Raw genomic sequence first — 25,458 nt, 5'->3', positions numbered from 1 at the left:
TGGGTGACCAAACCGCAAGAAAACGACTGCTGTTTTTCAGCGTGAATTTTGCTTGCGTGTCCAAGCAGAGATAAATCCCGTAGACCTTGACACACACTCATCTCGACCTCCTTGTTGGATAACCGAGATGAATGTGCATCCCTGCGATATCGAAGTAGTGCCTTACTCAGATACGTCAATCCAGATCGTCTTGATCTCGGTGTACTGATCGTGCGCCCAGATCGATTTGTCGCGCCCGCCAAAGCCAGACTCTTTGTATCCGCCAAACGGTGTCGAGGCATCGCCCTCACCGAAGCAATTGACTGTCACGATTCCTGCGCGTATTTCACGCGAGAGCTTGATAGCGTTACGCAAGTTGTCGGTGTAGACCGATGCCGCCAGGCCATACACCGAGTCATTGGCTAGGGTGATGGCTTCGTCGATAGTGGTGAACGTCGTAACGGCGAGCACCGGGCCGAAGATCTCTTCCTGGAACAGTTTGCTATCAGCACCCACGCCATCTACGACGGTAGGCTCAACAAAAATATCGCTCTCGGTGTTGCCGCCAAAGACAACCCGTAGTTTCTCAACGCCAGCCTGTTCAAGGTAAGAACGGACTTTCTCGAAATGCGATTTGCTGACCATCGAGCCGATACGGTTTTCCGGATCCAGTGGGCTGCCCATTTTCCATTCCAGCATCTGGACGCCGATACGCTTCAGCAGTTCGTCCTTAACATCGGCATGGACGATCAAGCGCGAAGAGGCCGAGCAGTTTTCACCCATGTTCCAGAATGCGCCATTGACCACATGGCTCGCGACCGAATCCAGATCCTCTACATCATTCATCACAACAGCCGGGTTCTTGCCACCGCACTCCAGCACAATGCGTTTGAGGTTCGAATCTGCCGCATAGTTCAGGAAGCGGCGACCGGTCGCTGTCGAGCCTGTAAAGCTGACCATGGAAACATCCATGTGCCGGCCAAGCGGCTCACCTACTTCACTGCCACCGCCCGATAGCACGTTGAAGACACCGGCTGGCACACCGGCTTCGTATGCCAGTTCCGCGACACGCAGGGCTGTCAGCGTGGTTTCCTTGGCGGGCTTGACGATGATCGAGCAACCTGCGGCCAGCGACGGGCCTATCTTCCACGCCAACATCAGCAATGGAAAATTCCAAGGCAGAACCAGGCCCACAACACCGATGGCCTCTCGCACCACGAGGCTCAATGCGCCGGAACCGACCGGTGCGGTACTGTCGTAAATTTTGTCGATCAGCTCTGCATGCCAACGGATCATATGAATGGTTTCAGGAACGTCCGTGAGTTGGCATTCACGAACGGGTTTTCCGCTATCCAGGCTTTCCAGGACAGAAAGCTCGTGGGAGTTCTGCTCCAGCAGATCGGCAAAGCGCAGCAACACCTTCTTGCGTTCGCCGGGGCTCAGTTTATGCCAGCGACCATCTTCGAAGGCCTCCTTGGCTTTGGCCACTGCGAAGTCAACGTCTTGAGCGTTGCAGGCGGTAACTTCGGCCAGGACGTCATTGGTCGCCGGGTTCGTTGTCGTAAAAGTCTTACCCGACACCGATGTGTAAGACTCACCGTTGACGAACGACTGAGTCGGGAACTTCAGTTCCCGAGCGATGGTGGCATATTCTGCCGCGCTGAGAAGGCTAGTCATTTTGCGCTCCCGGTCACCTGGGCGACGTCACGTTTCAGAGTGGTGATGATGTCCTGCAAGGCCTGCTTTTCGTGTTCGTATAGAGGTTGCAGAGGCGAACGTACCCCGCCGGTGCGAAGTCCATTCAGTTCGCAGCCAACCTTGATCGACTGAACGAATTTCCCGCTTTCCAGGAAGTCCATCAGAGGCATGAAGGCACTCATGATCTTGCGACCTTTATCGAAGTCTTTTTCGATCACGCAGGCTTCATACAACGCCACGTGTTCGCGCGGGATGAAGTTGGAGCCGGCACACACCCAACTGCGGGCGCCCCAGGCAAAGAACTCCAGCGCTTGGTCATCCCAGCCGCAGGACAGGCTGATGTTCGGGTATTCCCGTGCCAGGCGGTGAACCTGCGCCATGTCGCCGGAGCTTTCCTTGATGGCGACGATGTTCTTGCTCTCGGCCACCGCAGCAAAATACTCCGGGCCCATGCTCACGCCCATGCGCGCAGGGTAGTTGTAGAGCATGATCGGCAGATCGGCGGCACGGTCGACAGTCAGTGCATGGATGGCGTTTTCCTTCTCAGTTGGTAGTGCATAGGGTGGCGAACCAACCAGGATGGCATCGGCCTTGATGGCCCGGGCGGCCTTGGCATATTCGACCGAGTCTTCAGTGCGGATGGCGCCGGTGCCGATCACCAGAGGCAGGCGTGTGCCGATGACATCCTTGGCCTGGGTCGCCAGTTCGATGCGCTCTTGAGCCGTATGCGCGTAGTACTCGCCGGTGGAACCACCGATGATAATGCCATGCACTTTCGACTCGACCAGGTACTCCAGCACGTCGGCGAAAGCGGCCTTGTCGATTTCACCGCTCGCGGTCAAAGGAGTGATTGCCGGGGTATAAATGCCTTCGAATTTCATGATTGCCTCTCCATCACTAAGGGAATGTTATTCAACCTGGCGTCCACCGCCATTTATCAGGGACAACTCATTGCCTACGGCTCAGTTGCAACTTCTCAAGTGCTCAGCGCCGCTGCGTCGCGCAAATTCAACGAACGTGTTTCAGGTGCCATGGCCCAAGCCGCCATCAGGCCGATAAAGGTGACCACGGCAGCCACATACATCGTGTTGCCGATACCCAACGTCTGTAGCGAAACAGGTACCAGGTAAGTGCCAACCGCTGCTCCCACACGGGAAAGGGAAGTTCCAATGCCTACGGCAAATGCTCTTATCTCTGTAGGGAACAACTCGTTTGGATAAACAAGCTGCAGAACTTGTGCTCCACCGATAAATACCGCGTAGGCGCCGAACAGGAAGAGCACCAGCACTTCATTGCTGTGTGAAAAGGTCGCCAAGCCCAACAGAGCCAGACCCGACCATAGAAAGCTGTGAATAAGCATGCAGCGCCGGCCAATCGTGTTGATCAGCCTTGTCGCGAGCACACAACCGACCACAAACAGCATCGTGATGATCATGGAACCGTATGAGGCCCACTCCCCTTTCAAATTCAACGCCAGGAGAACCTTGGGGGCGAACCCATAGACTGCAAAAACAGGAATAATCGAGCATGACCAAAAGATGGAAACAAAGAACAAGCGTTTCCCATACCCTGAATGAAGCAAATCCAGGAAAGACGTTTTCTTCTGGTCTGGCTCCTCAGGGAGATCGCGAAGCGAATAGTGCTGACCGTACACATGCTTGATCACGCGTTCTGCGTCAGCCTCGCGCCCCTTGCTCAAGAGCCAGCGCGCGGACTCAGGGGTGCCGACACGTAGCAATAGCAGCAACAGCCCGATTACGGAGGCACTCGCCAGCGCATAACGCCAGGCGTCATCTCCTCCCACATTGAGGATTGAAGTACCAACAACGTAGGCAAATGCCGCACCGGCAAACCACAGGATGGTCAGTGCCGCGAGCCTGGGGCCGCGCTGTTTTTTCGGCAGGAACTCGACCAGTAATGACGTGGCCACCGGGTATTCAATGCCCACCGCCAGACCGATGATAAATCTGAGGGCGAACAAAACTGGCGCTGATTCAACCCAAAACTGTGCCAACGAGCAAATGATGAACAGCGTAGGCCCAACGAAATAAACCTTTTTGCGACCCAACCTGTCGGTCAACCAGCCACCGATGAAGCCGCCAAAAAACACTCCCATGAGTGCCGATGCGGCAATCATTCCTTGCCAGAACTCTGACAAGTTCAGTGCGGATGTTATTTGCATCATCGCTATACCGACAATGCTCAGTACATAACCGTCTACAAATGACCCGCCCCCGGAGCGGGCTGTCAGTAACCGGTGAAAATTATTGAGAGGCACATCCTCAATAGAGGTATTAGGACTTGTCATTATTGTCTCCCATTTCGCTTCGGTCATTCAGAGGGCTGAAGCGCAAACCCAAAATCCAGGTGAATCAATGCCGCCACGATAAGAAACCATAAGTCTTAATGGACTAGCCAATAAACCAAGAACTTCTAACCAATTATTTAATGTGTAACTTGCCTGTCAGAGTGTTGCGTAATCAGCTTTCTTTTCCTGCCCGGCACTGTCCCCACAGCAAGTTCATATTCACGCCTGCTGAAAGTAAGGGTTCAGGTGGGTTTCTGTTAGGCCCCGGGGACTCCAACAGAAAATCGATAAGTGGATCGTTCTTACCCGCCAGCCAGTCGGCCAACAGGGTTCCTGTCACCGTGCCACGGGTTACACCCAATCCATTGCAGCAGAGTGCACCATAGACGTTGTTGGCCAGCTGCCCGAAGTGCGCCATGTGGTTGCGCGACAACGCCAGCGACCCGCCCCAGGTGTATTCGAAATTGACATCGGGGAGCATGGGAAACCTGCGCGCAAACGAATCCTTGTGTCGTTGGCTAAACCGTTCCAGGTATTTTTGATGGCTACGTCCATCAGCATTGAAGCTGAAGCTGTTACGCACCAACAGCCGGTTGTCTGTTGTCCGGCGCAAGGTAGTGCCGAAAGGATCGGCAGGAATCACGCCCCAATAGGGTTTGCCGCCCAGACGTGCTTGCTCATCTTCCGTTAGCTGCCGGGTCAGGCTGCCGTAGGTGAAGATCGGCAGCATGCGCCCTTTTAGAAAACCGAAGCTCATGGCGAACGCGTTATTGGTCAGTAACAATTTGTCGGCAACAATACGACCGTTCTTATGGGTGAGGATGGTTTTGTCGCCATACTCCACTTCAGTAATCGGCGTGTTTTCATAAAGCGTCACATTGGCCGGCAGGCTGTCGGCCAGGCCCTTTACCAAGGCGGCCGGTTGGATGAGTGCCGTGCCCGGGGTGAACAGAGCTTTGCGATAGAAATGCGTGCCGATGTGATCCGGCAAGTCCTTCTCTTCGATCACTTCGTATGCTTGACCGAGCTTGTCCAGACCACGGCGATAAGCATCCAGAACCGAGATACCCCGGTCTTCGATGGCAGCTTGATACTTCCCGCACATGCGCAACTGGCAGTCGATTCCGTATCCTTCCACGAGATCCCTCAGAATGCTTTGACCTGTCAGGTTCAACGCCATGCTGATTTTTGCCGTCTTGATATCGCCGATATAGTCATCGGCACCGATATCGTGTGGCAGATCGATGGCGAAGCCGGCATTTCTGCCGGAGGCCCCGTAACCGACCTCCTGGGCCTCGATCAGGACAACCTCGTCATCCGGAAAATTCAGCGCCAACTGGCGAGCTGCCGCAAGCCCGGTAAACCCGGCACCTAGCACGACCCAGCGGGCCGAACGGACGCCGGAGTGGGACGGACGGGCCACTCTCGGCTGGCTGAGGTGGAACCAGCCGCATGTAGAGTCATCTGCAGGTGTGTATCTGATTTTTGCCATTTTTCGCGACCTGGGCTCTTTTATATTTGTAGTTACTAAAAGCGTCCCTTCTGCACGTTCTCGTCACACGGTTCATGCAAGTGGCATCGGTACTGCTTTAGTAGGTAAGTGCTACATCCAATCCTTCCGGAGCGGCGTATTCGGACATACGACGTCGCGACAATTCCAGATGTGCGCGCACGATATCTCCCGCCAGAACCTGATCATGGTTTTCAATGGCACTGATCATGTCGTCATGCTGTTGCGCCGCCACTTCCAGGTCTTCTTGCATATCCACCGTCGTGGGATGGCGATAGAAGATCTTCCCCAACCGCGCATGGTCGATCAGCAAGCGTTGCAGGCTTGGCATCAAGTAAGCGTTGTGCGCCATCTTGCCGATCTGCAGATGGAACTCGTCGTTATAGAGCACGCGCTTCTCTACATCTTTCTCTTCGATGGCCGTGCGGAAGAACGCCTGAATGCGTTTCAGCTCTGCAATCTCCGATGGCGTTGCATGGGCAGCCGCCAATTGGGTGGTGGCGATGTAAATCAACGGTGCTGCCAGGAAAAAGCTTCTGAGCGACTGGTAGCTCATCGACGAAACGCGGGCGGCGCGATTCGCTTCAAGATCGATGTATCCCTCGGCCGCCATCTGCCGCATGAGCTCGCGCACAGGTGGACGGGAAAGGCCAAACTCGTCGCACAAGGCCAGTTCGTCAACGACTGCACCAGGTGCCAGCTCCATGCTCAGGATCCGGCGGCGCAACGCCTCTCCCAGCACAGCTTTACGGTCAACGGGCAGATCCGCGATGGCCTGCAGATCGAGTTCTTTGGTAGCCATTTATTAGAAACCTTTGTACGGGTGAGTGAACGCTGTCTACTACCTGTATTCTCACTATAAAACAACATTATTCTTTGTGTCTACAATTAAAATACACATTCAAAACAACCTTTATTTCGAAGCGACGGATGGTTCTGGCAGACGGATAACGAAGGCGTCAGAGCGCCGGATTTTGGCGAAAACAGGCGTCAGAGCCGCTTCGCTTGCGAGATCAGGGGGGTGATCGTCGTGACGCCGCCCTGGCATGTCCCTGAGTGTGTTGGCCTCACGAATGGCGGTTGTTCAATGAAGGCTTCTTTACTTGACCAGCCGGACTTCCTTCGACGGGCGATAGCCAAAGTATGAGCTGTAGCACTTGCTGAAATGGCTGGGCGAAACAAAGCCACAGGCAACCAGCACATCGACTTGCGAGAGCTCGGTATGCTGCAGGAGCCGACGCGCTTCAGTGATTCGCAACTCCAGGTAATAGCGTTGCGGCGTGGTGCCCAACTGCTCCCTGAACAGGCGCTCGAGTTGCCTGCGTGAACGACCGGCGTAGACCGCCAGTTGCTCCAGCTCCAGCGGCTCTTCGAGGTTGGCATCCATCAGCTTGACCACCTCCCGTAGCGGAGCACTCAAACAGATGTTTTCTGTTGGCTTAATGCGCCGGTAGCGAGACTCTTCAAAAGCAAGAATATCCTCGATGCCTTCGACCAGCGCCTTATCGTGCAGCCCCTTGATCCAGTCCAGCGCCATGTGGAATGCCCCGGAAGGACTGGAGGCTGTAAGCCGGTCTCGGTCAATCACATAGGGCTCACTGCTGACCTGAGTTGCCTTGCGGAACTCGGCAAGTGCAGGACGGTGTTCTGGATGAATGGCACATCGGTAGCCCGTAAGTAACCCGGCGCGCCCCAAAAACCATGCGCCATTCCACAATCCAGCTAGTGTGATGCCTAGACCTGCGGCTGTTTTGAGTAAATGGATGAACTCATCGGAAGCCCTGAGCTCTGTTCTGTAACCGCCACAAATCACCAGCAGATCCAGGTCTTGAAGCACTGAACAATTGATATGGGTATCTGGCCGGATAACCAGGCCGAGATCACTGACGACCTCCCCATCGTTCAGGCCGAACGTCTTGGAGGAGAATAGCTTGGGACGCAGGAGATTCGCGGTGACAATCGTATCCAGCGCCTGGGTGAACGCGGGTAGCGAGAAATGCTCGAGCAGCAAGAATCCTGCTCTAACCATTTGCGCCGACTGGTTGGGGTTGTCATTCACATAGCGAAGATTCTTCCCCTTCATGCCTCCGCTAAACTGGCGTCTCTCGATCAATCTTCAATCCACTCTTTTACGTTTGAGAATGCGTCATTTGTAGCGTTGCGAATTCCCAAAGCAAAACAAACAACGCCCCTCATCCTGACTCCAAGCCGATCTGCTCAGGCAAGTTGAAAACCGTGACGCAGGGGATCTTTGTCGTCGACAAAGATCGTGTTGTGTCCGGTGATTTGTGCCCAGCCACCGATACTTGGCCTAATTCCGTCATACGCACCCACTTTCACAGAGGCTTCGACTTTTCCTTCGAAGATCGTACCGATCAGGCTTTCGTTGCGGTATGTCTCCCCGATCTTCAACCTTCCTTTGCCAAACAGTTGCGCCATTCGTGCCGAAGTCCCTGTACCACCGGGAGAGCGATCAATCGCCTTGTCACCGTAAAATACTGCGCCGCGCCCGTCTGCTGCGGTCGAGTGCTGCTCGTCACACCAGATGACATGGTGAACGCCGCTGATTCTGCTGTTCTCTGGATGCACGGGGTCACTGAGTTCAGCAAGGGCCGTGCGCAACCTCTGACTCAGACTGACGATGTCTGCCGTCGTCAACCCGCTCAAGCCCGACCAGTTTTTCTGTGGTTCAACCACTGCGTAAAAATTGCCGCCGTAGGCAATGTCCACGATGAGCTCGCCAATGCCAGGCACATCCACCACCACATCGGCACTGTGTAGATAGCTGGCCACGTTGAACAGGCGGATGGAGTCAACATATTCACCGTTCATGGTGTAGTCGACATCCACGCGACCTGCCGGGGTCTCTATGGCCAGCCGGCCAGGTTCGCGAGGTGTGACCAGGCCTTCCTCAATGACAACCGTGGACAACCCGATAGTGCCAGCTCCGCACATAGGCAGACACCCACTGACCTCGATAAACAAGGCACCGAAGTCGCAATCCTCACGGGTGGAGGGATAGATGATCACGCCGGACATGATGTCGTGCCCACGCGGCTCGAACATCAATGCCGTGCGCACCCAGTCATGATCACGAACGAAGATCTCGCGTCGCTCGGCCATTGAAACGGAGGGCAACAGAGGCCCACCACCTGTCACTACCCGAACCGGGTTCCCGCACGCATGTGAGTCAACACAAAAAAAGCTACGTCTCATTCCGAAAATCTCTCAAACCAGTTTGCGTGGGGAATGACGCTGCAACGCTCCGCGTGACAGTCGATCCAGAAGCAGTGCCACAGCGACAATTGCCAGGCCTGCCCGAAGGCCTAATCCCATCTCCATCCTTGTGAGGCCACGGGTTACTTCAGCACCAAGGCCACCAGCCCCCACCAGACCTGCCAGAACCACCATCGCCAAAGAAAGAAGGATGCATTGGTTCAGCCCAACCAGCAGCGTCGGAGCGGCAGTCGGTAATTCGATCTTGAAAAGAATCGACCTCGGCGATGCACCGATAGCTTGCCCCAGTTCGAGGAACTCCTTGGGCAGTTGCTTGAAGGCCAGGGTTGTCAGCCTGAGCATCGGCGGGATGCCGTATACGATGGTCGCGATGATTGCCGGTACTCGACCAAGGCTGAACAGCATCACGGCGGGAATCAGATAAACCCAAGGTGGGACCGTCTGCATGATGTTGAGGATTGGCAAAAATGCGTCATCAACCTTTTTTACACGAGCGGCAAGAACACCGAGCGGAAAAGCGATTGCAACCGAGATCAGCACCGCAACAGAAACCAGCGCAATGGTCTGCATCGACGCAACCCAGAGCCCAGAGAACAAGCAAAATGCCAACATCAAGGCGGCAAACACCGCGACTTTCTTGTTAGCAAAAAAGAAAGCTAGCAACGCCACACCGCCGATCATGGCGTAAGGATGCGGCGCAAGCAGCGCGCCTTCAACTCCGCCAAGTACCGCTTCAATTACCTGGCTAATAAGCTTGAACAATCCATGCCAATTAGCGTTTAACCAATCGACTGCGGGCGCCAGGAACTCTCCTGGAGAAAAATGGATTTCTGCTGAAGTCATTGGGATTCTCCCATCCGAGAACGCGCAGCGCTCTGCGCTAATCGATCCAGAATCATGGTCAAAATCACGATGGCAATTGCCGCATTTATCGATTTGGCGATATCGAGTGTGCGAACGGCGCCGTAGATCGATTCACCAAGGCCACCGGAACCAACGATGCCAGCGATGACGACCATGCCAAAAGCCATCATCAGGCTTTGGTTCACCCCTGCCATGATGCTTGGCATGGCGAACGGTAAACGGATCTTGAAGAACATCTGCAATCCGGTGACGCCGCTGGCCTCCCCTAGTTCGATAAACTCTTTGGGAGTCATTCGAATGCCAAGAGAGGTCAGACGCATGGCAGGTGGCACAGCAACGATAAAGGTCGCCAAAAGTGCTGTGGCCGTGCCATAGCCAAGCAGCGCAATAGCCGGAAGCAGATAGATATAAGGAGGCATGGTTTGAACCAAATCCAGGCACGGATCCACGACTCGATCAAACGACGGAGCGAGCCCTGCCAGCACGCCCAATGGTATAGCTACGACTAACGCGAGCACGGTGGCTGTCAGCACCAAGGCGAGAGTACTGACCGTTTCTGGCCACAATCCCATGACATCGCAGAACAATATCGCTAAACCTGTAAGAATCGCGAACCGCGCACCCACGGCGCGCCAGCCAATCAGGGCCATGGCAATTGCGATTACGTAATACGGGGGATAGGAGATACACCATTGCACGCCTTCAAAAATCCCCTTCAACACCTTATTAGCCGTGTCGAATACAAACTCGCCGTTATCCATAAGCCATTCCAGGCTCGAGTCGATGGCTGCGTCGAATTGATTAGAAAAGTCAGGAATGCTCATGTCGACGCCTCCAGAACTGTGCCTGCAGGTGAAGCCGCGAATTCGTTCGGAATGCCTTGAACGCCACGAAGCAAATCACGGGGTGTGATAATCCCGACTACCGTACCGTTATCCAGTACGGCGAGTGCATCGCGCTCGGACTTCATTGTCAATCCGATGAGCTCGTTGATATCAGCGTTGAGCGTGGTTTTTGGAAGCCGAGAGATGTCACAGCTTGGGTTTGCCACCTTAAATGGCTCGAGGGGAGTCATGACTGAATGAGCCCTGACCAAATGCAACCTGGAAATGCCTGCCACAAACTCCGCGACGTAATCATCAGCCGGATTGAGAACAATCTCCTCGGCCGTTCCCACCTGAATGATCGCCCCATCTTTCATGATTGCGATCCGGTCACCTATTCGAATCGCTTCGTCCAGGTCGTGAGTAATAAATACAGCAGACTTGCCCAACTCTTTGGTCAGTTGGCGGAACTCATCCTGCAACTGCCTGCGAATCAAAGGGTCGAGTGCACTGAAAGGCTCATCCATCAGGATCACTTCCGGGTCTGCGGTTATCGCCCGAGCTAGACCTACACGCTGTTGCATGCCCCCCGACAACTCACTGGGGTATCTTGACACCCAATCGCTCAAGCCAACTTTGGCCAGGGCCTGCTCGGCGACCTTGTAGCGCGCGGCTTTACCCACACCCTGTACTTCCAACCCAAAAGCCGTGTTTTCCAAAACCGTACGGTTAGGCAGCAACGCAACGCTCTGAAAAACCATCCCGATGTGACGTGCTCTCACCTCACGCAGTTGTGCGGCATTCAATGACGAGAGCTCCTTGCCCTTGACTACGATCTTGCCGGCGCTAGGTGTGATGAGTTTGTTCAACAGCCTTATCAATGTAGATTTGCCACTGCCGGACAACCCCATGATGCAAAAAATCTCTCCTCGGCGAACCTGGAGACTGACGTCTGATACACCAACGACGCAGCCGTAGTTTTGCAGGATCTGAGTCTTGGTGAGCCCCTGCTGAACGACAGCATTCATCGCAGCAGGTGCGGCCTTCCCGAAGATTTTCCAGACTGACTGACAATCTATTAGCACTTCGTTTGTATCAATCTTGGGCGTTGTCATTTTTCGTACCCGTCGAACCAGTTTTCTGGCTTCTCTAATTAACTAAAGGGCGGCAGTGGCGATGTAGTTATTTATTATTTCTTTATATTTTCCCAGCGCTTAAGTAGCTCAGCGTGGTTGTCTGTCCATCCTTTGATGGCTTGTTCCATTGTTTTTCCGTCTTTCACCTCGCCGTTGATAGCAGTGATATCTGCAATCGGTACGTACACGCTCGCCATCACCTCACGGGCACGAGGGTATTCTTTGGAGAAATCCTTGTGCCCGATCCAGTAATAACCTTGTGGTGGAGGGAAAATACCTTTTGGATCCTTGAGGAATTTCAAGTCATACTTTTGAGCCATCCATGACGGCTCCCACACAGTTACTGCTACCGGCTCTTTACGATCAACCGCCGACTTTAACGCCGCCGTCATAGCAGCAGTACTGCCTTCCAGCAATTTTAGTTTCAGCCCATACGCACCGACTGCATTGGTTGCATCGTTCATCAAACCGGAGCCTGGCTCAATGCCAATAATTTTGCCGCCCAGTTTTTCTGCGTTGTCATTAAGCTGATCGATAGAGTCAATATCTACGTACTTGGGAACAGCAATCCCTTGATACAATCCAAAAGAAACAGGGGAAAGTTTCTCTAGACGGTTCTTATTCTTGTTCCAATAGTCATTCGCAGCGTAGTCTGTTTGGGACGCAAGAACCTGGATGTCACCTTTCCCCAATGCGGCGTAGGCGATACCCCATTCGGAAAACTCAATAACCTTAACGGTATAACCAGAGTCTTCAAGTACCTTTTTGGTTATACCGGTAATAGGTGTCAAGTCTTCCCATGTCAGTGTACCCATCGTAATTATTTTTTCTTCCGCGTGAACGGGCAGCATTACCATGCCCATCATCGCGACCGCGCAAACTGCCTTCCAAATCTTCTTCATGGCGTTCCTCGATCTACGGTTAAACTTATTATATTAGCCTCTAAACAATAGAAGCGCGTGGTGCACAGCTGTAAGCTCACCATCTGTTCCCGTTGTTGTTGCCTATCAATCCATAACCGGACTGATACTCAATGCCGTCGTTGCTTCGGCATGAACCTGTATCGACCCTTTTAGTAGAGGATCGGCATTACTTTAGAAGAAATGGCAGGTCGGCCTTCATCCCATGGGGAGCGATAAACATTTCCATGTTTTCTCGTGAGAGTTCCCAATGCTCGAAAACCAGATCAACTACAGCACTCTCGTCACGATTCTCAATTGCTTCTATAAAAGAATCGTGGTGCTCTGCGGAAAGCTGTAGCCGCTGCTCCGTATCCTCGTCACAAGGGCGGAAAAATGTGTGGCCAATACGCGCGTGATCAATCAACAGTCTTTCGAGGCTAGGCTCAAGGTACTGATTACCTGACATTTCGCCCATGATCGCGTGGAACCGATTGTTTTCAACGACCATCATCAGGGCATCACGCGATACCGTAGCGGCGCGGAAGCGGCGTTGAGTTTCCTTCAGGTCAACCAACTGATGAGCTTTGAAATTTTGAACCGCAAGTCGACCAATCGCGGCGTACACCATCGGGGCAACAAGGAAAAAGTTCCGTAGCGTTGAGTGGTTCATTGGAATCACTCGGGCACCCCGGTTTTCCCTGATATCGATGTATCCCTCACCAGCAAGACGTCGAAATACTTCTCGTACTGGGGTTCGTGAAAGCCCGTACCGCTCGCTGATAGCAACCTCATCCAGTGCCTCGTCAGGATTCAGTTCCATCGTGAGGATCTGACGCTTGAGGTCGTCATATAGACTGCTCTTGCCGTTTTTCAAAATGACCTCCCGAGGCAACCAGATCAGCGGTACGGCTTGTTGTTGAATTGAGATTCGCACGGGTTTGGTGTGTCGTCAATGCTTTGTATTATTTATGTATACAGAGAAAATACTGTGAAAATTCACATACAAAATCAATTTATTACTTTTAAATCATGCAGTTAGCATTTTTATTCGAATCTAGGTGGTCGTTAACAGAAATGTAACCTGTCGCAAATTGAACGCCCCCTACCCTTGAAAATACGGTGTTTCACCGAATCGGATGTCTACAGGCGCCATTCAAAAGACCGCAAACGACATGCTGTAGCCACGACATAAACGGTAATGTTCGAGACTCCCGATTCGTGTCAGTGAGCAGCAACTGGGGCGTCTGCTAAATGGCACTGACGCGGCAAGAAATCCGAGATCGTCGGCCTACTTCCAGCGAACCCCTTCCGGTCGGGCTGGTCTTCTCCTGTATCAGCTCTCAGGCAGCAACACAGGACTATTCACTGCCATCGACCTCTTTTATCGAAGCGAGGAGGTCGTCGTGGAGCGTTTATCCAGGCGTAAAATCCGAGAGGTACTACGTCTAAAGTTCGCCGCCGGCCTGTCCGTGCGCAAGATCGCCACCAGCTTATCCATTGGCTATTCGAGTGCGGGCGACTAGTTTTACCGGTTCGCAGCCAGCGGGCCTCATTGGCCCATCGATATCTCTGATGCCGAGTTGAACCGACGCCTGTTTCCACCGGCAGCTCAGGCGCCGAGCGACCAACGCCCGATGCGTGACTCGGCATGGGCTCACACCGAGTTGCGCCGCCCCGGCGTGACTCTGGCTTTGCTCTAGCAGGAACATCGACTCAATCACCCACAAGGCTTCCAATACAGCTGGTTCTGCGAGCGCTAGGCGGGCTGACCCACGCTTGGAATAGCAAACAGCATGCCAGCGCCAATAATAATGTACTCCCGGTGTATCGAATCGAGGCCCCGTGATGAAACACGTCAGGTTGATTCGGCACGCGGAAAGCTCCACAAACGCAGGCCTATGGAGCCATCCGAATTCCGGATGAGGCCCTGTAGGAGCTCGAGCTGTACGGCAGTGATTCCCTGTACTTAATCGAAGAGTACATCGGCAACACTCGCTGCCTAGTGCTATCGAAGACGGCCCAGATAGCGGATCGAATAGATGAACTCACTGAAGCTTGGAATAGCGAACAGCACGCCAGCGCCAATAAAAAATAAGGCTCTCCCTCTGTATAAAGTCGAGCCCTTGCGATGAAATATGTCGGTTGATTCGGCTGCTCCAGGCAATACAGACTAGAATTTGAAGCGTCCGACCAAGCCCTTTAGTTGACCGGAAATGTCTGTCAGACGGCCCGATCCGGTCTGTGCCGAGTGCGCAAACTCCTCTACAAGCTGTGCATCAGCATGGATCTGCGCAATGTGCCGGTTAATGTCTTCGGCCACCTGATGCTGTTCCTCTGCCGCAGTTGCGATCTGAGTATTCTGGTCACGAATCAAGTCCACTGAGCTGCGGATTTTGTCAAAACTGTCGCGAGCCTGCTGGATGCGCTCAACACTGGTTTGTGACATCTGCAGGCTGCGCTGCATCTGCTGGGTCACTTCCTGGGTGCGCCGCGCAAGGTTGCCGAGTAGGCTGTCGATCTCGCCAGTGGAATCGGCCGTACGTCGTGCCAGAGCCCGCACCTCGTCGGCTACTACGGCAAAGCCACGGCCCTGATCGCCGGCGCGCGCCGCTTCGATGGCTGCGTTGAGGGCCAACAGGTTGGTCTGTTCGGCGATCGATCGAATGGTATCGAGAATGGTGTTGATGTTTTTGCTGTCCTGTTCAAGCATCTGCATGGTCTGGGTTGATTGCTGCAAGTCTTCGCTCAGTTGAAGGACGCTACCTGTGGCCTCACCTATATGATGCTGCCCGTCGTGGACGTCGCGATAGCCAGTGTCCGCACTGAAGGCGGCCTGGCTGCAGGAGCGGGCTACTTCGTTGGAAGTTGCGACCATCTCGTTGAAGGCGGTGCTGACCAATTCCACCGCTTGGCGCTGCCGACCGGCGGCTTCGTTCATGCTCATGGCCACTTTACTGGTGTCGGCCGCCGTATTTTGCAGGTCGGAAGAAGCGCTGCCGATTCGCTGCACCATCTGAGCAATCATACCCAGGAACTGATTGAACCAGCTCGCCAGAGTGGCTGTTTCGTCCTTGCCCTGTACGGAGAGTTTTCGGGTGAGGTCGCCTTCCCCTTCGGCGATTTCCTTCAGGCCATCGGCAACGCCGCGAATCGGTCGCACGATCACGCTGGCGAAACTCGCGCCCACGATCGCAAAAGCGACAGCCAGCGCGGTAGCAATGACTGCGATCATCCAAATCAGGCTTGAGGCGCTGGCCATCACCTCGTCGCGTTTGATCAGGCCGATGAAGCGCCAGCCGAGGGTTTCGGAACTGACCACATTGACCATGTAGGGAACGCCATCAATCTCAATCCGAGTCACGCCGTCGCCGCTCTTGGCGAGTTCGGCATAGTTTGGGCCCAGGTCAGCCAGAGACTTGAAATTGTGCTTGGCATCGCTCGCATCCACGAGAACGTTGCCGTTGGCTTCGACCAGCATGAGGTAGCCGCTATCGCCCAGCTTGATGTTTTTGACCAGTTCGGTCAGTTGTTTGAGCGACACGTCGAGGCCGACTACGCCCACTAGGTTGCCGTTGGCGTCGGCAACGGTGCGTACGGTGCAGATCAGCGATACATCATCAGGCGCCCAGTAATAAGCGTCTGTGCGGACGGTAGTGCCCGGCGCAGCCATGGCGGTCTTGTACCATGGGCGCACGCGGGGGTCGTAATTGGACATTTTAGGATCATTAGGCCAGCTAGCGTAGCCGCCGTCGTTCAGCGCTACGGAAAGATAGGCTGTGGTCGGATGGCTCTTGGCGAATCCGTCGAAAATCTCCAGAAGCTGTTGGTTGATTTCAGGAAGAGGAGTTTGTGCAGCGTCGGCCCCGGAGTAAATTTTTAAGCCCTTTGCGCTGATAATCCGCGGGTCATTGGCGAAATATTCGACATTCTGGCTGATGCCATCAAAGAACTGCTTCATACCGTTGTCGATCTGACGGATTTCACGGCTACTGCTATCAAGGAAACTGGTTTGTGCCGCGTCGCGCAGGTTCAAAACGACGAGCACCGCCACCAGGATAACCGGGAGGCAGGCGATGGCCGCGAACGCCCATGTCAGCTTCTGCTTGATACTCATGACTTCTCCTGCGGATATTTTTATAGGTGTTGAAACGACGGAAGCAGCACAGGTGCGCTTTGCGAAGTTCTGGGAGGGAAAAGCATCCATGCCTAGGTGGTACGCATCATGTAAGTTGCGACGGAATCCCTGATTGGTTCGATTTTAGTGAGGCATAGGGCGTCGCACGACGACGGCCGAGGGTGTGGACGCTAATTCAACAACCTCCTCCCTTTCTGCTTCTCAAATGCTTACTGCACAATCGCGAGGTTATGCTCTCGATGGGCCGGCAACTCGTGTGCGTTTACCATGGCTTCGGCGAGACGCCGGAAAGTGACAACCCCGAGCGGTTTACCGGATGCAGAAACGACCGTGACATCGCCCTCTGGCGCTAACGCGAGGGTACGCACAGCCTCCTCAACAGTGGTGCCTGCCATAATAGTGGCTCCATTCGCTGGTGCTCCTGAGCGCAACGGCAACATTACGGCCTCCACATTCAGCACCCGCCCACGGTTGACCTCTTTGACGAAATTCGCAATGTAGTCATCAGCCGGACGCAGCACAATATCGTGACTTGTTCCCTGCTGAATAACCTGTCCATCACGCAAAATGGCAATTTGATCCCCGAGGCGCAGGGCCTCATCAAGGTCGTGTGTGATGAAGACAATGGTTTTCTTAATCTCTTTTTGCAGATCCAGAAGCACGGCCTGCATGTCAGTGCGAATCAGCGGGTCAAGCGCGGAGTAGGCTTCGTCCATCAAAAGGACTGGTGCGTCATTGGCAAGCGCTCGCGCCAAACCAACCCGTTGCTGCATGCCACCCGACAGTTGATTCGGATATTTTTTCTCGAAGCCTTTGAGCCCCACTCGCTCGATCCAGCGCATCGCAATGTCGGTGCTCTTGGAGCGGGACATTTTTTGGATATCCAGCCCGTAGACGGTATTCTCAATGACGTTACGATGGGGAAGTAATGCAAACTTCTGAAAAACCATTGCTGTCTGCTGACGGCGAAAATCACGGAGTTCAGCTTGGCTCATTTTCACTACATCGACACCGTTAACCAGCACCTCCCCTGCGGTAGGATCGATCAACCGGTTGATGTGACGAATCAGCGTGGACTTGCCCGAGCCAGACAACCCCATGATCACCTGGATGCAGCCTGCCGGCATTTCCAGAGTGATGTCCTTCAGGCCAAGCACGTGGCCAAAACGCTCCATAAGCTCCATCTTCGACATGCCGTTTTTCACGGCATCGACATGATTAGCCGCATTCGGGCCGAAGATTTTGTATAGATTGCGGATCTTGATGCCGTCAAAATGTTGGTCAGCCATGTACCACCTCCAGGTGTTTCTGAAGTCTTTGCCCGTATGCCTGACTGACCCGGTCAAAGATGACGGCGATACCGACAATCGCAAGGCCGTTGAAAATTCCAAGTGTGAAGTACTGGTTGGCGATAGCTTTGAGTACTGGTTGGCCAAGGCCCTGCACCCCGATCATTGACGCGATGACGACCATGGCGAGCGCCATCATGATCGTCTGGTTGATGCCCGCCATGATGGTCGGTAATGCCAAAGGCAATTGAACGTTCTTTAGCTTTTGCCAGCTGGAAGAGCCGAAAGCGTCGGCGGCTTCGAGAACATCTTTGTCAACCAGGCGAATACCAAGGTTGGCCATGCGGATCATCGGGGGAATCGCGTAGATAACCACTGCGATCAGCCCTGGAACTCTGCCGATGCCCAGCAACATGACAACGGGAATCAAGTATACGAAGCTTGGCATCGTCTGCATGACATCCAGGATAGGATTGACTAGCCTCTGAAGGCGGTCAGAGCGCGCCATCAGAATGCCGATCGGCAAACCAATCGCGATGGACAGCACCGTACAGACAAAGATCATGGATATGGTGCGCATTGAATCGTCCCACATACCGAAGTATCCGATGGCCATCAGCGCCATGAGTGCACCCAGTACGATCTTGATGCTTCGGCTGGCGCCCCAGGCGATGGCCAGAATGATCAAGACGATAATCGGCCAAGGCGTCTGGGTCATGAACTTCTCGGAGATGAGGAGGAACTTCTGCAGGGGAGAAAAGAACCCCTCGATGCCCTCGCCGTAGCTGCGGGTAAACGATCGAAATCCCTCGTCGATAACTTGTTTGAGCCCGCGCAGGGAGTCTTCGTCCATTTGAGGAAATTGTTGAAACCAGCTCATATGCTCACCTTTTTCATAAATGCCAGGCTCATTTTTTGTTTTCTACCTGGTGGACTCGGCGTCCAGAAACGCCGAGCCGCAAAGCAAATTACAACGCTGACTTGATCTTCTGAGCTGCTTCAGGCTCGACCCACTTCGCCCAGACATCAGGATGCTTTTTCAGGAATTGCTTTGCACCATCAGCACCGGTCGCCTGGTTGGCCGCCATCCAAGCCAGCATCTGACTGACTGCAGCGTTCGGCCAGGTGCGTACTGTCAGATATTTATAGGCAGATCCAGCACGGTCGGAGAATGACTTAGTGACAATCGTGTTGACTTCGTCAGCAGGCCACTCATTCGGTTTTGGATCCGGGCAATTCTCGACCTTGTTGCAACGGTTCCACTCAGCCTCATCGTAGGGAACGCCTGATGGAAGGCGAACCATCTCGTATTTGCCCAGCAGCGAGGTCGGATCCCAGTAGTAGCCAATCCAGCCCCTCTTGCGCTCATAGGCATGTATGAGCGAACCGTCGTGCCCTGCCGCAGATCCGGTATCAACAAGACGAAAGCCCGCTTCTTTGCCCTTGTACGCCTTGTAATACTGGCTAGCGATGATGGTGCCGCCCCACCCTTGCTGTCCGGCAGACCAGGCGCCTTTCGACGGATCTTCAGGATCAGGAAAGAGCTCAGGATGCTTCAGGGCATCTGCGATAGTCTTGATGTCAGGATGTTGATCAACGATGAACTTGGGGATGTAGATACCCTGCACGCCGCCATCAGCGAAGGTTTTGCTTGCAATGAGCAATTTACCTTCGACGATACTCTTCTGTGTAATAGGCGGTCGCAAGCTCGTCCAAGACTCGGGCGCCACGTCCGGTTTTCCTTTCTCGGCCATTGAGGTCAATGTCGGAACCGTGTCGCCGAGTACGATGCTCGCATCACAACCGTAGCCGTTCTGCAAGATGAACCTGTCGACCTCGGCAAGGAGCTCTGCAGATGCCCAGTTCATACTCGCAATCGTCACGGCGCCACAGTCTGCAGCATTGGCAACCGGCGTAATGGCTGCAAGACCCAGCACCAGCGACATGCTAGAGACCAAGCGTTTGATTGCAAGCCCTCTGGTATCCATCTGGACGGAGACATCTTTTTTTATTTTCATTTGCAGTCACCCTTCTTATGTTCATCTAGGAAGCTTATTCAGACGTACATTCGCGCCTGTTTGCGCGCTCACGTCTATAAAGCGAGCAATGCCGTTAGCACACCCGCAAGTACGAAATTAAGGACGCTCAGAAACGACTTACTCGACCAGCTCCTACCGCAGCGACACTCCAGTCCAAACGGGCAGTGAATGTTCCATATTTGGTGGTCGCCTTGTTGGCGTTAACTAAGCGCAGGCATAGCTTGTTGCCAATCTCCAAGGCTCGGCCTTTAACATACAAGTGACGCGATCAATGATCAGGGAGAAGGCACCCAATACAATCCGGTGCTTACGTGGGTAATCATCAGCCGAGTACTCTTTAGCTTCATGGCGGTCGAGCCTTCGAGGTCTGAGTTGATTCTGTTCCGGCTGAAGATCCACAGCTATAAGGAAACGGACGATTACCGGCAGAATCTGACAGCTACGATTCTTACTTTTCGCTGCGGTTGAGACGCGCCCGCACAACTCAGTCATTTCTGAACATTTGGACTAACGGAAATCCTTGAAGCACCGGGCAGCAATGGCTGTGCAAGCCGCAGATTGGCTTTTCTTGACAGTGTTGGCCTGAGCTGCGGCTCGCGGTAAACCGCCAAAGCTGGCCGTGGTGCAAGGCTAAGTTGGTTTTAATGGCGGATCGATTGAGTACCGATTCTTCTGGCCGAACGAAGGGATCTTTAGTGGGTGCAAGCAATCCTGCGAAGCACCAATTGGCTTATCACAAACTGACTAATCACCAGATCGAAATGCGCGCCGCCGGCGTTTTTGTAGACGGTGATATCGCTTGGTGCGCGGCTAAATCCCTCGTCCTGGCAAATATCGTACAGGTCACCCTCGATCTGCGTTTCGCTAATCGCGCCGAGGGTCAAGGGGATATGGATATCGCCGGACACATATGCGGTGGAACGGTCATCCACGAAGATCCTCGACCTGCGCATCAGATCGGTATCTGCTTCCTGCATATCTTGGCGATAGCCGCCTACAAGGTCGACGTGGGTACCTGGTTTAACATTCCTACCCTCGATCAAAGGTATCGTCGAACTGGTGGCCGCGCTGATGATGTCCGCCTCACCGACTGCCGCAGACAGATCTTCGACGATCTCGACTGGCACACCTCTCCCGCGCAGTTCCTGGCAAGTCAGGGTCAGTTTTGAAGGCGTGCGATTCCACAATAGCACTTTGCTAATGGCTGGGCGGATATGCAAGTAGGCATCGACCAGGGATTTGGACACGGGGCCGGCCCCCAAAACGAGCAAGACACCACTGTCCTTACGGCTGAGTTTTCTCGCTGCAACGATGGAGTCTGCAGCAGTTTTCCAGCGAGTAATCTCAGGGCCATCCAGCACGGCCTGAATGGCCTTAGTCGTCTCATCGATGACCACAAATGCGGCGTCCTCGACTGGGCGGGGTGGTCGTGCACGGCTATTGACCGGGCACATAGACGCGATCTTCAGCCCTGCCCCGAACCCAGGAAGGATGACACCCCTACTTAGTAAACCATAATCGGCATCACCCAAAAAAAAACTGTCCCCTATCGGTCGAGGCCCAAGATGAGCCGTGTATAACGCTTCCAACACAGCGTCCCACTCCATCACCGAATTGATTTCGCTCGCCGAGATGATCCGCATTTTGTGCCCCTCATGCTCTCTAACAAAGTGCTGCACACAGGGTATGTGAGTAGCACTAAGCAAGAACCTTTGATCCTTGAATGCTTAGCCGTGGATATTACTCAGCGATGCCGGGCAAGCGAGCATCTACGCGTGAAAGCACAAACTCCGTGATGTTCTCAACGCTGCGACTGATCAGATGCTGCATCGCGTCTCTGCTGCTCCAGGCAACGTGAGGTGTAAGGATGAAATTGTGCATTCCAATCAACTGCAGGATGGGGTTGTCCGGTTGTACTGGCTCATCCACCAGGACATCCAACGCAGCACCGCCGATACGCCCAGCCAGCATCGCATCTATCAGCGCACCTTCGTTGACAATGCCACCGCGCCCTGTGTTGATGAGAATTGCATCCTTCTTCATCTGGGACAATTCAGCAGCCCCTACAAGATCGAGTGTTTCCTCAGTCAAGGGACAGTTGATCATGAGCACATCACTGATCTGCAATAACTTCTCCATACGAACGAACTCCGGCCCGACGTAGCGACCATCACGATCATAGAAAAACACCTGCATGCCGATTGCGCGTCCGAGCTCTGCTACTCGTTTCCCGATAGAGCCATGCCCTACGATACCAAGCACTCGACCACATAGATCCCTGATCGGGAAGTCGAAATAGATGTTGCGAGGCTCTGTTTCGCCCCTCTGAACTTTCTGCATCAAATCACTGTAGCTGGAGACGTTGCGAAACAGCTCGAACATCATCGCCAGCGAGTGCTCTGCCACAGTATTGGTTGCATAGCCTGGAACGTTGGTGACTTTGATTCCTCGCGCCTTGCAGTACTCCACATCGACGATGTCAGTACCCGTAAGCGCAAGAGAGATCATCTGCAAATTGGGCAGTTGAGCGAGATGCTCCTCGCGTAATGCAACGCTGCAGGTCAGCGCGACTGTAGCGCCGCGCAGGTGCTCAACCACCTGATCGGGTTGGGTATAGCGATAGCTCACCCAGCTGTGATCAAACGGCATTTCTGGCAAGGCGACATCCGGCCCAATGCCTTCGTCATCGAGGAACACGATGCGATGCTTCATGAGGGACATTCCTATTTTTTCTGAGCGGGAACGTAGCCAGCAGGTGCCAGCGATGCGAGTTTGGAAGTCAGAACGCTGGCATCCATGTTTCGATCCTCCAGTGACTCCTTGCGTACAAGCGCGTCACGTACGAGGTGTGCACCAATGAAGCGGAAGGGCTCGACTGGGAATAGCTTCATCTTCTGATTCACCAGACCGCAGTTCGACCACTCATCGTTGGCATTTTCCACCAGAGATTTGATGATCCGGCTAGCGAACACAGTCGTACCAACGCCGTTACCAGAGAAACCGATGCCAAAGACGATATTTGGGTGTCCGCCAAGCTGACCGAAGTTCGGTAAGCCTTTCATTGCACGGTCAATAGGCCCTGTCCAACTGCTGATGATAGGAACATCGCTCAGTTGCGGGTAGAAGCTGCGCACTTCTTCAGTGACTTTATCCACTGCGGGCGTTGGGCGCTCATAGAGGTCACCGATCTTGCCGGCGAACGCGAATTTACCCAGTGGCTTGCCAAATACAATTCGCCCATCGGGCGTGTTGCGGTAGTAGTTCAGCACCGTGCGTGAGTCTGTGATGCACTCGCCGCCACTGAAGCCTATTTGGTCAAGACGCTCTTTGACCGGCGCGGTCGCAACCATATCACTCGACATGATCGCAATCATGCGACGCAGTTCGGGGAATTGGGCTCCCCAAGCATTCATCGCCACGACAACTTTATTCGCCTGAACACTTCCATGCTCGGTATGAACAACAGGTTTGTCTGACCGCTCTAAGGTGGTCAGGGGCGACTTTTCGTAAATCACAACGCCGAGCTTTAATGCAACACGGCGCAGGCCACGGGCCAACATCGCAGGCTGCACGGTAGCGGCGTTAGGATCGAAGATCCCGCCCATCATGCGCGCAGAGCCCGTGCGGCGACGTACCTCTTCGCGAGTCAGTGGGCTGAACGGATTCACGCCGTGTTTTGCGAGACTTTCGGTCAGCACCTTCCAGGAATCGACTTGACGCTGGTTGCTCGCTGTCCAGATCCAGCCATCTTTTCGGTATTGAGCGTCGATGCCATGCTCTGCGCAGAAGGAGCCAATCTCGTCGATGGCAGATTCCGCAGCCTCGCAGATGCGGCGAGCCTCTTTTTCACCACAGATGCTCATCACGGATAGGTATTTTGCCCACCAGTTGGTCGCGATACCGCCATTACGTCCGCTTGCACCAGAACCACAGCGATCTCGCTCAACGATCACGATGCGCCAGTCGGGGTGAGCCTGCTTCAGGCGGATCGAAGACCACAAACCGAGAAAACCACCGCCAATGATGCAAACGTCCGCCTGCTCATTACCCTTCAGAGAAGGTGCAAGATGGCACTCCTGATCCAGAGCTTGCGCATACCAAAAGCCACGGTACATGTGTGTTCACCCACAATTAGATTGATCGATGGGACACATGTTGCCGAACGGACGGATCTACCACTATCAGGTTACGGACAGATGCTATTAGCCGGCTGCCGTTATGAAGAAATATGCAAAAAGAATTTCTAGCTGAATGAAGCAGCTACCTGCTGTCCGAATTTTTATATAGATGGCATAAATATTATATCTTCTGATAGCGCTGTTATATTTAAGACGGCAGAGTGAGCATAAGCTTTCGCTCACAGAGGGTGCTGCGCGCGCAACAGCTTACTCTTCTAGTAATAACGCAGCACCCAATCCACCTAACGGTGCGTGAGGCCAGTGAGGACAATAATAATGAAAATTTCCAGCGTCTATGAAACAGGCGGCAAAGACCCCGAGGCTCAGGTAGTCAAGCCCGACCTGCGCGTCGGCTTCATTCTCATGAACCAATTCACTCTCGTTCCAGTTGCGGGATTCGTGGATTCATTGCGCTTCGCAGCCGACAAATCCTTTCGAAGCCAGCAGATCTTCTGCAAGTGGGATTGGATGACCTGCAACGATCAGCCCATCACCGCAAGCTGCGGAATGCCCATCCATCCGACCAAGCCCTTGACTGACATCGAAAGTTACGACTATGTCGTCCTGGCTGGTGGACTGCTGAGCGAAACACGCAACCCGCCAGAATGGCTACTGGAAATGCTGCGCCGCGTTCATGCTGCGAAGATTCCGCTCATTGCCCTGTGCTCCGGCTCCTTCGTTCTCGGGAAAGCAGGTTTGCTGGAAGATCGGCGCTGCGCAATCCACTTCACCATCCGTGAAGAGTTCATGCAGCGCTTTCCGGAAGCTGAAGTCCTGGTAGACAAAAGCTTCGTTGACGATGATGGGATCATCACCTGCCCGGGCGGCACGGCCATTGATCTAGCTGCACACATCATCAGTCGACATTGCGGCTCGATACGAGCACAAAAAGGGCTTGAGTATTTGCTCGTCAACGATGAAGAAATTCAACGACAAGCCAACGATGAAAAAACCGGCATAACCGAGCTGCACGTATACAAAAACGCCATGGTCGAACGTGCCATCAGCTACATGCGAAACCACATGGACTCCCCTACGTCTCTGAAAGAGGTCGCAGAAAGTATTGGTACCAATGAGCGCCAACTGCATAGAGCGTTCATGTCCAGTACAAACGAATCTCCCGCGCAGTACTGGCGAAAACTCCGCCTGGAATATGCACGCAAATTACTGATGAACACTGAGATGCATGTTACTCAAATTGCTTTTCAGACTGGGTTCTCGGACGCCTCGCACTTCATCCTCTGGTTCCGCAAGCAGTTCGGTGAAACGCCGTGCTCCTTCCGAAAGCGCCGCCATGATGTGGAGAAGCTCATCAACTTCGGGCACTAAGCGCTTGCGCTTGCGTTTACCGCCGCTGTA

At 53.8% G+C, this 25,458-nt stretch carries 20 protein-coding genes and 3 pseudogenes; 3 read left to right on the top strand and 20 right to left on the bottom strand.

Annotated features, from left to right (window positions below; all coding sequences use genetic code 11):
* Positions 1–162: 162 nt before the first annotated feature.
* From ACYZUA_RS17055 to ACYZUA_RS17000, 12 genes are all read right to left on the bottom strand, one after another.
* A complete protein-coding gene (locus ACYZUA_RS17055; RefSeq protein WP_461959794.1) occupies positions 163–1,656 on the bottom strand; it encodes an aldehyde dehydrogenase in 1,494 nt (497 codons plus the stop codon).
* A complete protein-coding gene (locus tag ACYZUA_RS17050) occupies positions 1,653–2,558 on the bottom strand; it encodes a dihydrodipicolinate synthase family protein (protein WP_461959793.1) in 906 nt (301 codons plus the stop codon). The genes ACYZUA_RS17055 and ACYZUA_RS17050 overlap by 4 nt, the downstream gene beginning before the upstream one ends.
* A 95-nt stretch (positions 2,559–2,653) precedes the next feature.
* Complete coding sequence (locus tag ACYZUA_RS17045; RefSeq protein ID WP_461959792.1) at positions 2,654–3,985, bottom strand: MFS transporter; 1,332 nt, start codon at positions 3,983–3,985, stop codon at positions 2,654–2,656.
* A gap of 172 nt (positions 3,986–4,157) precedes the next feature.
* Positions 4,158–5,477 carry an NAD(P)/FAD-dependent oxidoreductase gene (locus ACYZUA_RS17040; RefSeq protein WP_461959791.1) on the bottom strand — a complete coding sequence of 440 codons (1,320 nt, stop codon included), beginning with the start codon at positions 5,475–5,477 and terminating at the stop codon, positions 4,158–4,160.
* Positions 5,478–5,574: 97 nt separating this feature from the next.
* Positions 5,575–6,297 (bottom strand): GntR family transcriptional regulator, encoded by a 723-nt coding sequence (locus ACYZUA_RS17035; RefSeq protein WP_461959790.1) that lies wholly within the window; start codon positions 6,295–6,297, stop codon positions 5,575–5,577.
* A gap of 297 nt (positions 6,298–6,594) precedes the next feature.
* A complete protein-coding gene (locus tag ACYZUA_RS17030) occupies positions 6,595–7,578 on the bottom strand; it encodes a GlxA family transcriptional regulator (protein WP_461964026.1) in 984 nt (327 codons plus the stop codon).
* A 134-nt stretch (positions 7,579–7,712) separates the two neighbouring features.
* On the bottom strand, positions 7,713–8,711 hold the full coding sequence (locus ACYZUA_RS17025) for a 4-hydroxyproline epimerase (RefSeq protein ID WP_461959789.1): 999 nt from the start codon (positions 8,709–8,711) through the stop codon (positions 7,713–7,715).
* Positions 8,712–8,723: 12 nt separating this feature from the next.
* Positions 8,724–9,575 (bottom strand): ABC transporter permease, encoded by an 852-nt coding sequence (locus tag ACYZUA_RS17020; protein ID WP_461959788.1) that lies wholly within the window; start codon positions 9,573–9,575, stop codon positions 8,724–8,726.
* Positions 9,572–10,420 (bottom strand): ABC transporter permease, encoded by an 849-nt coding sequence (locus ACYZUA_RS17015; RefSeq protein WP_461959787.1) that lies wholly within the window; start codon positions 10,418–10,420, stop codon positions 9,572–9,574. Before ACYZUA_RS17015 ends, ACYZUA_RS17020 begins: the two co-directional genes overlap by 4 nt.
* Entirely contained in the window at positions 10,417–11,535 is a 1,119-nt protein-coding gene (locus tag ACYZUA_RS17010) for a quaternary amine ABC transporter ATP-binding protein (protein WP_461959786.1), read from the bottom strand. The genes ACYZUA_RS17015 and ACYZUA_RS17010 overlap by 4 nt, the downstream gene beginning before the upstream one ends.
* Positions 11,536–11,609: 74 nt before the next feature.
* Entirely contained in the window at positions 11,610–12,458 is an 849-nt protein-coding gene (locus tag ACYZUA_RS17005; protein WP_461959785.1) for a glycine betaine ABC transporter substrate-binding protein, read from the bottom strand.
* A gap of 187 nt (positions 12,459–12,645) precedes the next feature.
* Positions 12,646–13,332, bottom strand: a complete 687-nt coding sequence (locus ACYZUA_RS17000) for a GntR family transcriptional regulator (protein ID WP_461959784.1) — start codon at positions 13,330–13,332, stop codon at positions 12,646–12,648.
* Positions 13,333–13,861: 529 nt separating this feature from the next.
* Here ACYZUA_RS17000 and ACYZUA_RS16995 point away from each other — a divergent pair.
* Together ACYZUA_RS16995 and ACYZUA_RS16990 are read left to right on the top strand one after the other, a co-directional pair.
* Positions 13,862–14,155: pseudogene (locus ACYZUA_RS16995) on the top strand (IS21 family transposase); the annotation flags it as partial.
* 209 nt (positions 14,156–14,364) lie between these two features.
* A pseudogene (locus tag ACYZUA_RS16990) lies at positions 14,365–14,553 on the top strand (AbrB/MazE/SpoVT family DNA-binding domain-containing protein).
* A gap of 75 nt (positions 14,554–14,628) precedes the next feature.
* On the opposite strand, the gene ACYZUA_RS16985 reads toward ACYZUA_RS16990, so the two are convergent.
* The 8 genes and pseudogenes from ACYZUA_RS16985 to ACYZUA_RS16950 all read right to left on the bottom strand — a co-directional run bounded on the left by ACYZUA_RS16985 (position 14,629) and on the right by ACYZUA_RS16950 (position 24,036).
* Positions 14,629–15,333: a methyl-accepting chemotaxis protein gene (locus tag ACYZUA_RS16985; protein ID WP_461964024.1), complete on the bottom strand. Its 705-nt coding sequence runs from the start codon at positions 15,331–15,333 to the stop codon at positions 14,629–14,631.
* A gap of 204 nt (positions 15,334–15,537) precedes the next feature.
* Positions 15,538–16,416: pseudogene (locus ACYZUA_RS16980) on the bottom strand (cache domain-containing protein); the annotation flags it as partial.
* A gap of 386 nt (positions 16,417–16,802) precedes the next feature.
* On the bottom strand, positions 16,803–17,882 hold the full coding sequence (locus ACYZUA_RS16975; RefSeq protein WP_461959783.1) for a quaternary amine ABC transporter ATP-binding protein: 1,080 nt from the start codon (positions 17,880–17,882) through the stop codon (positions 16,803–16,805).
* Positions 17,875–18,762, bottom strand: a complete 888-nt coding sequence (locus ACYZUA_RS16970; RefSeq protein ID WP_461959782.1) for an ABC transporter permease — start codon at positions 18,760–18,762, stop codon at positions 17,875–17,877. The genes ACYZUA_RS16975 and ACYZUA_RS16970 overlap by 8 nt, the downstream gene beginning before the upstream one ends.
* Positions 18,763–18,850: 88 nt before the next feature.
* Complete coding sequence (locus tag ACYZUA_RS16965) at positions 18,851–19,900, bottom strand: ABC transporter substrate-binding protein (protein ID WP_461959781.1); 1,050 nt, start codon at positions 19,898–19,900, stop codon at positions 18,851–18,853.
* Positions 19,901–20,613: 713 nt separating this feature from the next.
* The gene (locus ACYZUA_RS16960; protein WP_461959780.1) at positions 20,614–21,564 is read right to left on the bottom strand and encodes an ornithine cyclodeaminase family protein; all 951 of its coding nucleotides are present in this window, start codon (positions 21,562–21,564) and stop codon (positions 20,614–20,616) included.
* Between the two features lie 97 nt (positions 21,565–21,661).
* The gene (locus tag ACYZUA_RS16955; protein WP_461959779.1) at positions 21,662–22,633 is read right to left on the bottom strand and encodes a D-2-hydroxyacid dehydrogenase; all 972 of its coding nucleotides are present in this window, start codon (positions 22,631–22,633) and stop codon (positions 21,662–21,664) included.
* 11 nt (positions 22,634–22,644) lie between these two features.
* The gene (locus tag ACYZUA_RS16950; protein WP_461959778.1) at positions 22,645–24,036 is read right to left on the bottom strand and encodes an NAD(P)/FAD-dependent oxidoreductase; all 1,392 of its coding nucleotides are present in this window, start codon (positions 24,034–24,036) and stop codon (positions 22,645–22,647) included.
* 339 nt (positions 24,037–24,375) lie between these two features.
* Between ACYZUA_RS16950 and ACYZUA_RS16945 the strand changes: the two genes are divergently transcribed.
* The gene (locus ACYZUA_RS16945) at positions 24,376–25,428 is read left to right on the top strand and encodes a GlxA family transcriptional regulator (RefSeq protein ID WP_461959777.1); all 1,053 of its coding nucleotides are present in this window, start codon (positions 24,376–24,378) and stop codon (positions 25,426–25,428) included.
* The last annotated feature ends 30 nt before the right edge of the window (positions 25,429–25,458 follow it).

The sequence above is a fragment of the Pseudomonas sp. LS2P72 genome (genome assembly GCF_054897865.1).
Note: the sequence above shows the minus strand (reverse complement) of the source record. Positions and strands in the feature narration are given on the sequence as shown.

Excerpts from the sequence above, each read along its gene's own strand:
- ACYZUA_RS17055 (WP_461959794.1), bottom strand. The coding sequence starts at position 1,656 with ATGACTAGCCTTCTCAGCGCGGCAGAATATGCCACCATCGCTCGGGAA.
- ACYZUA_RS17050 (WP_461959793.1), bottom strand. The coding sequence starts at position 2,558 with ATGAAATTCGAAGGCATTTATACCCCGGCAATCACTCCTTTGACCGCG.
- ACYZUA_RS17045 (WP_461959792.1), bottom strand. The coding sequence starts at position 3,985 with ATGACAAGTCCTAATACCTCTATTGAGGATGTGCCTCTCAATAATTTT.
- ACYZUA_RS17040 (WP_461959791.1), bottom strand. The coding sequence starts at position 5,477 with ATGGCAAAAATCAGATACACACCTGCAGATGACTCTACATGCGGCTGG.
- ACYZUA_RS17035 (WP_461959790.1), bottom strand. The coding sequence starts at position 6,297 with ATGGCTACCAAAGAACTCGATCTGCAGGCCATCGCGGATCTGCCCGTT.
- ACYZUA_RS17030 (WP_461964026.1), bottom strand. The coding sequence starts at position 7,578 with ATGAAGGGGAAGAATCTTCGCTATGTGAATGACAACCCCAACCAGTCG.
- ACYZUA_RS17025 (WP_461959789.1), bottom strand. The coding sequence starts at position 8,711 with ATGAGACGTAGCTTTTTTTGTGTTGACTCACATGCGTGCGGGAACCCG.
- ACYZUA_RS17020 (WP_461959788.1), bottom strand. The coding sequence starts at position 9,575 with ATGACTTCAGCAGAAATCCATTTTTCTCCAGGAGAGTTCCTGGCGCCC.
- ACYZUA_RS17015 (WP_461959787.1), bottom strand. The coding sequence starts at position 10,420 with ATGAGCATTCCTGACTTTTCTAATCAATTCGACGCAGCCATCGACTCG.
- ACYZUA_RS17010 (WP_461959786.1), bottom strand. The coding sequence starts at position 11,535 with ATGACAACGCCCAAGATTGATACAAACGAAGTGCTAATAGATTGTCAG.
- ACYZUA_RS17005 (WP_461959785.1), bottom strand. The coding sequence starts at position 12,458 with ATGAAGAAGATTTGGAAGGCAGTTTGCGCGGTCGCGATGATGGGCATG.
- ACYZUA_RS16985 (WP_461964024.1), bottom strand. The coding sequence starts at position 15,333 with ATGGTCGCAACTTCCAACGAAGTAGCCCGCTCCTGCAGCCAGGCCGCC.
- ACYZUA_RS16975 (WP_461959783.1), bottom strand. The coding sequence starts at position 17,882 with ATGGCTGACCAACATTTTGACGGCATCAAGATCCGCAATCTATACAAA.
- ACYZUA_RS16970 (WP_461959782.1), bottom strand. The coding sequence starts at position 18,762 with ATGAGCTGGTTTCAACAATTTCCTCAAATGGACGAAGACTCCCTGCGC.
- ACYZUA_RS16965 (WP_461959781.1), bottom strand. The coding sequence starts at position 19,900 with ATGAAAATAAAAAAAGATGTCTCCGTCCAGATGGATACCAGAGGGCTT.
- ACYZUA_RS16960 (WP_461959780.1), bottom strand. The coding sequence starts at position 21,564 with ATGCGGATCATCTCGGCGAGCGAAATCAATTCGGTGATGGAGTGGGAC.
- ACYZUA_RS16955 (WP_461959779.1), bottom strand. The coding sequence starts at position 22,633 with ATGAAGCATCGCATCGTGTTCCTCGATGACGAAGGCATTGGGCCGGAT.
- ACYZUA_RS16950 (WP_461959778.1), bottom strand. The coding sequence starts at position 24,036 with ATGTACCGTGGCTTTTGGTATGCGCAAGCTCTGGATCAGGAGTGCCAT.
- ACYZUA_RS16945 (WP_461959777.1), top strand. The coding sequence starts at position 24,376 with ATGAAAATTTCCAGCGTCTATGAAACAGGCGGCAAAGACCCCGAGGCT.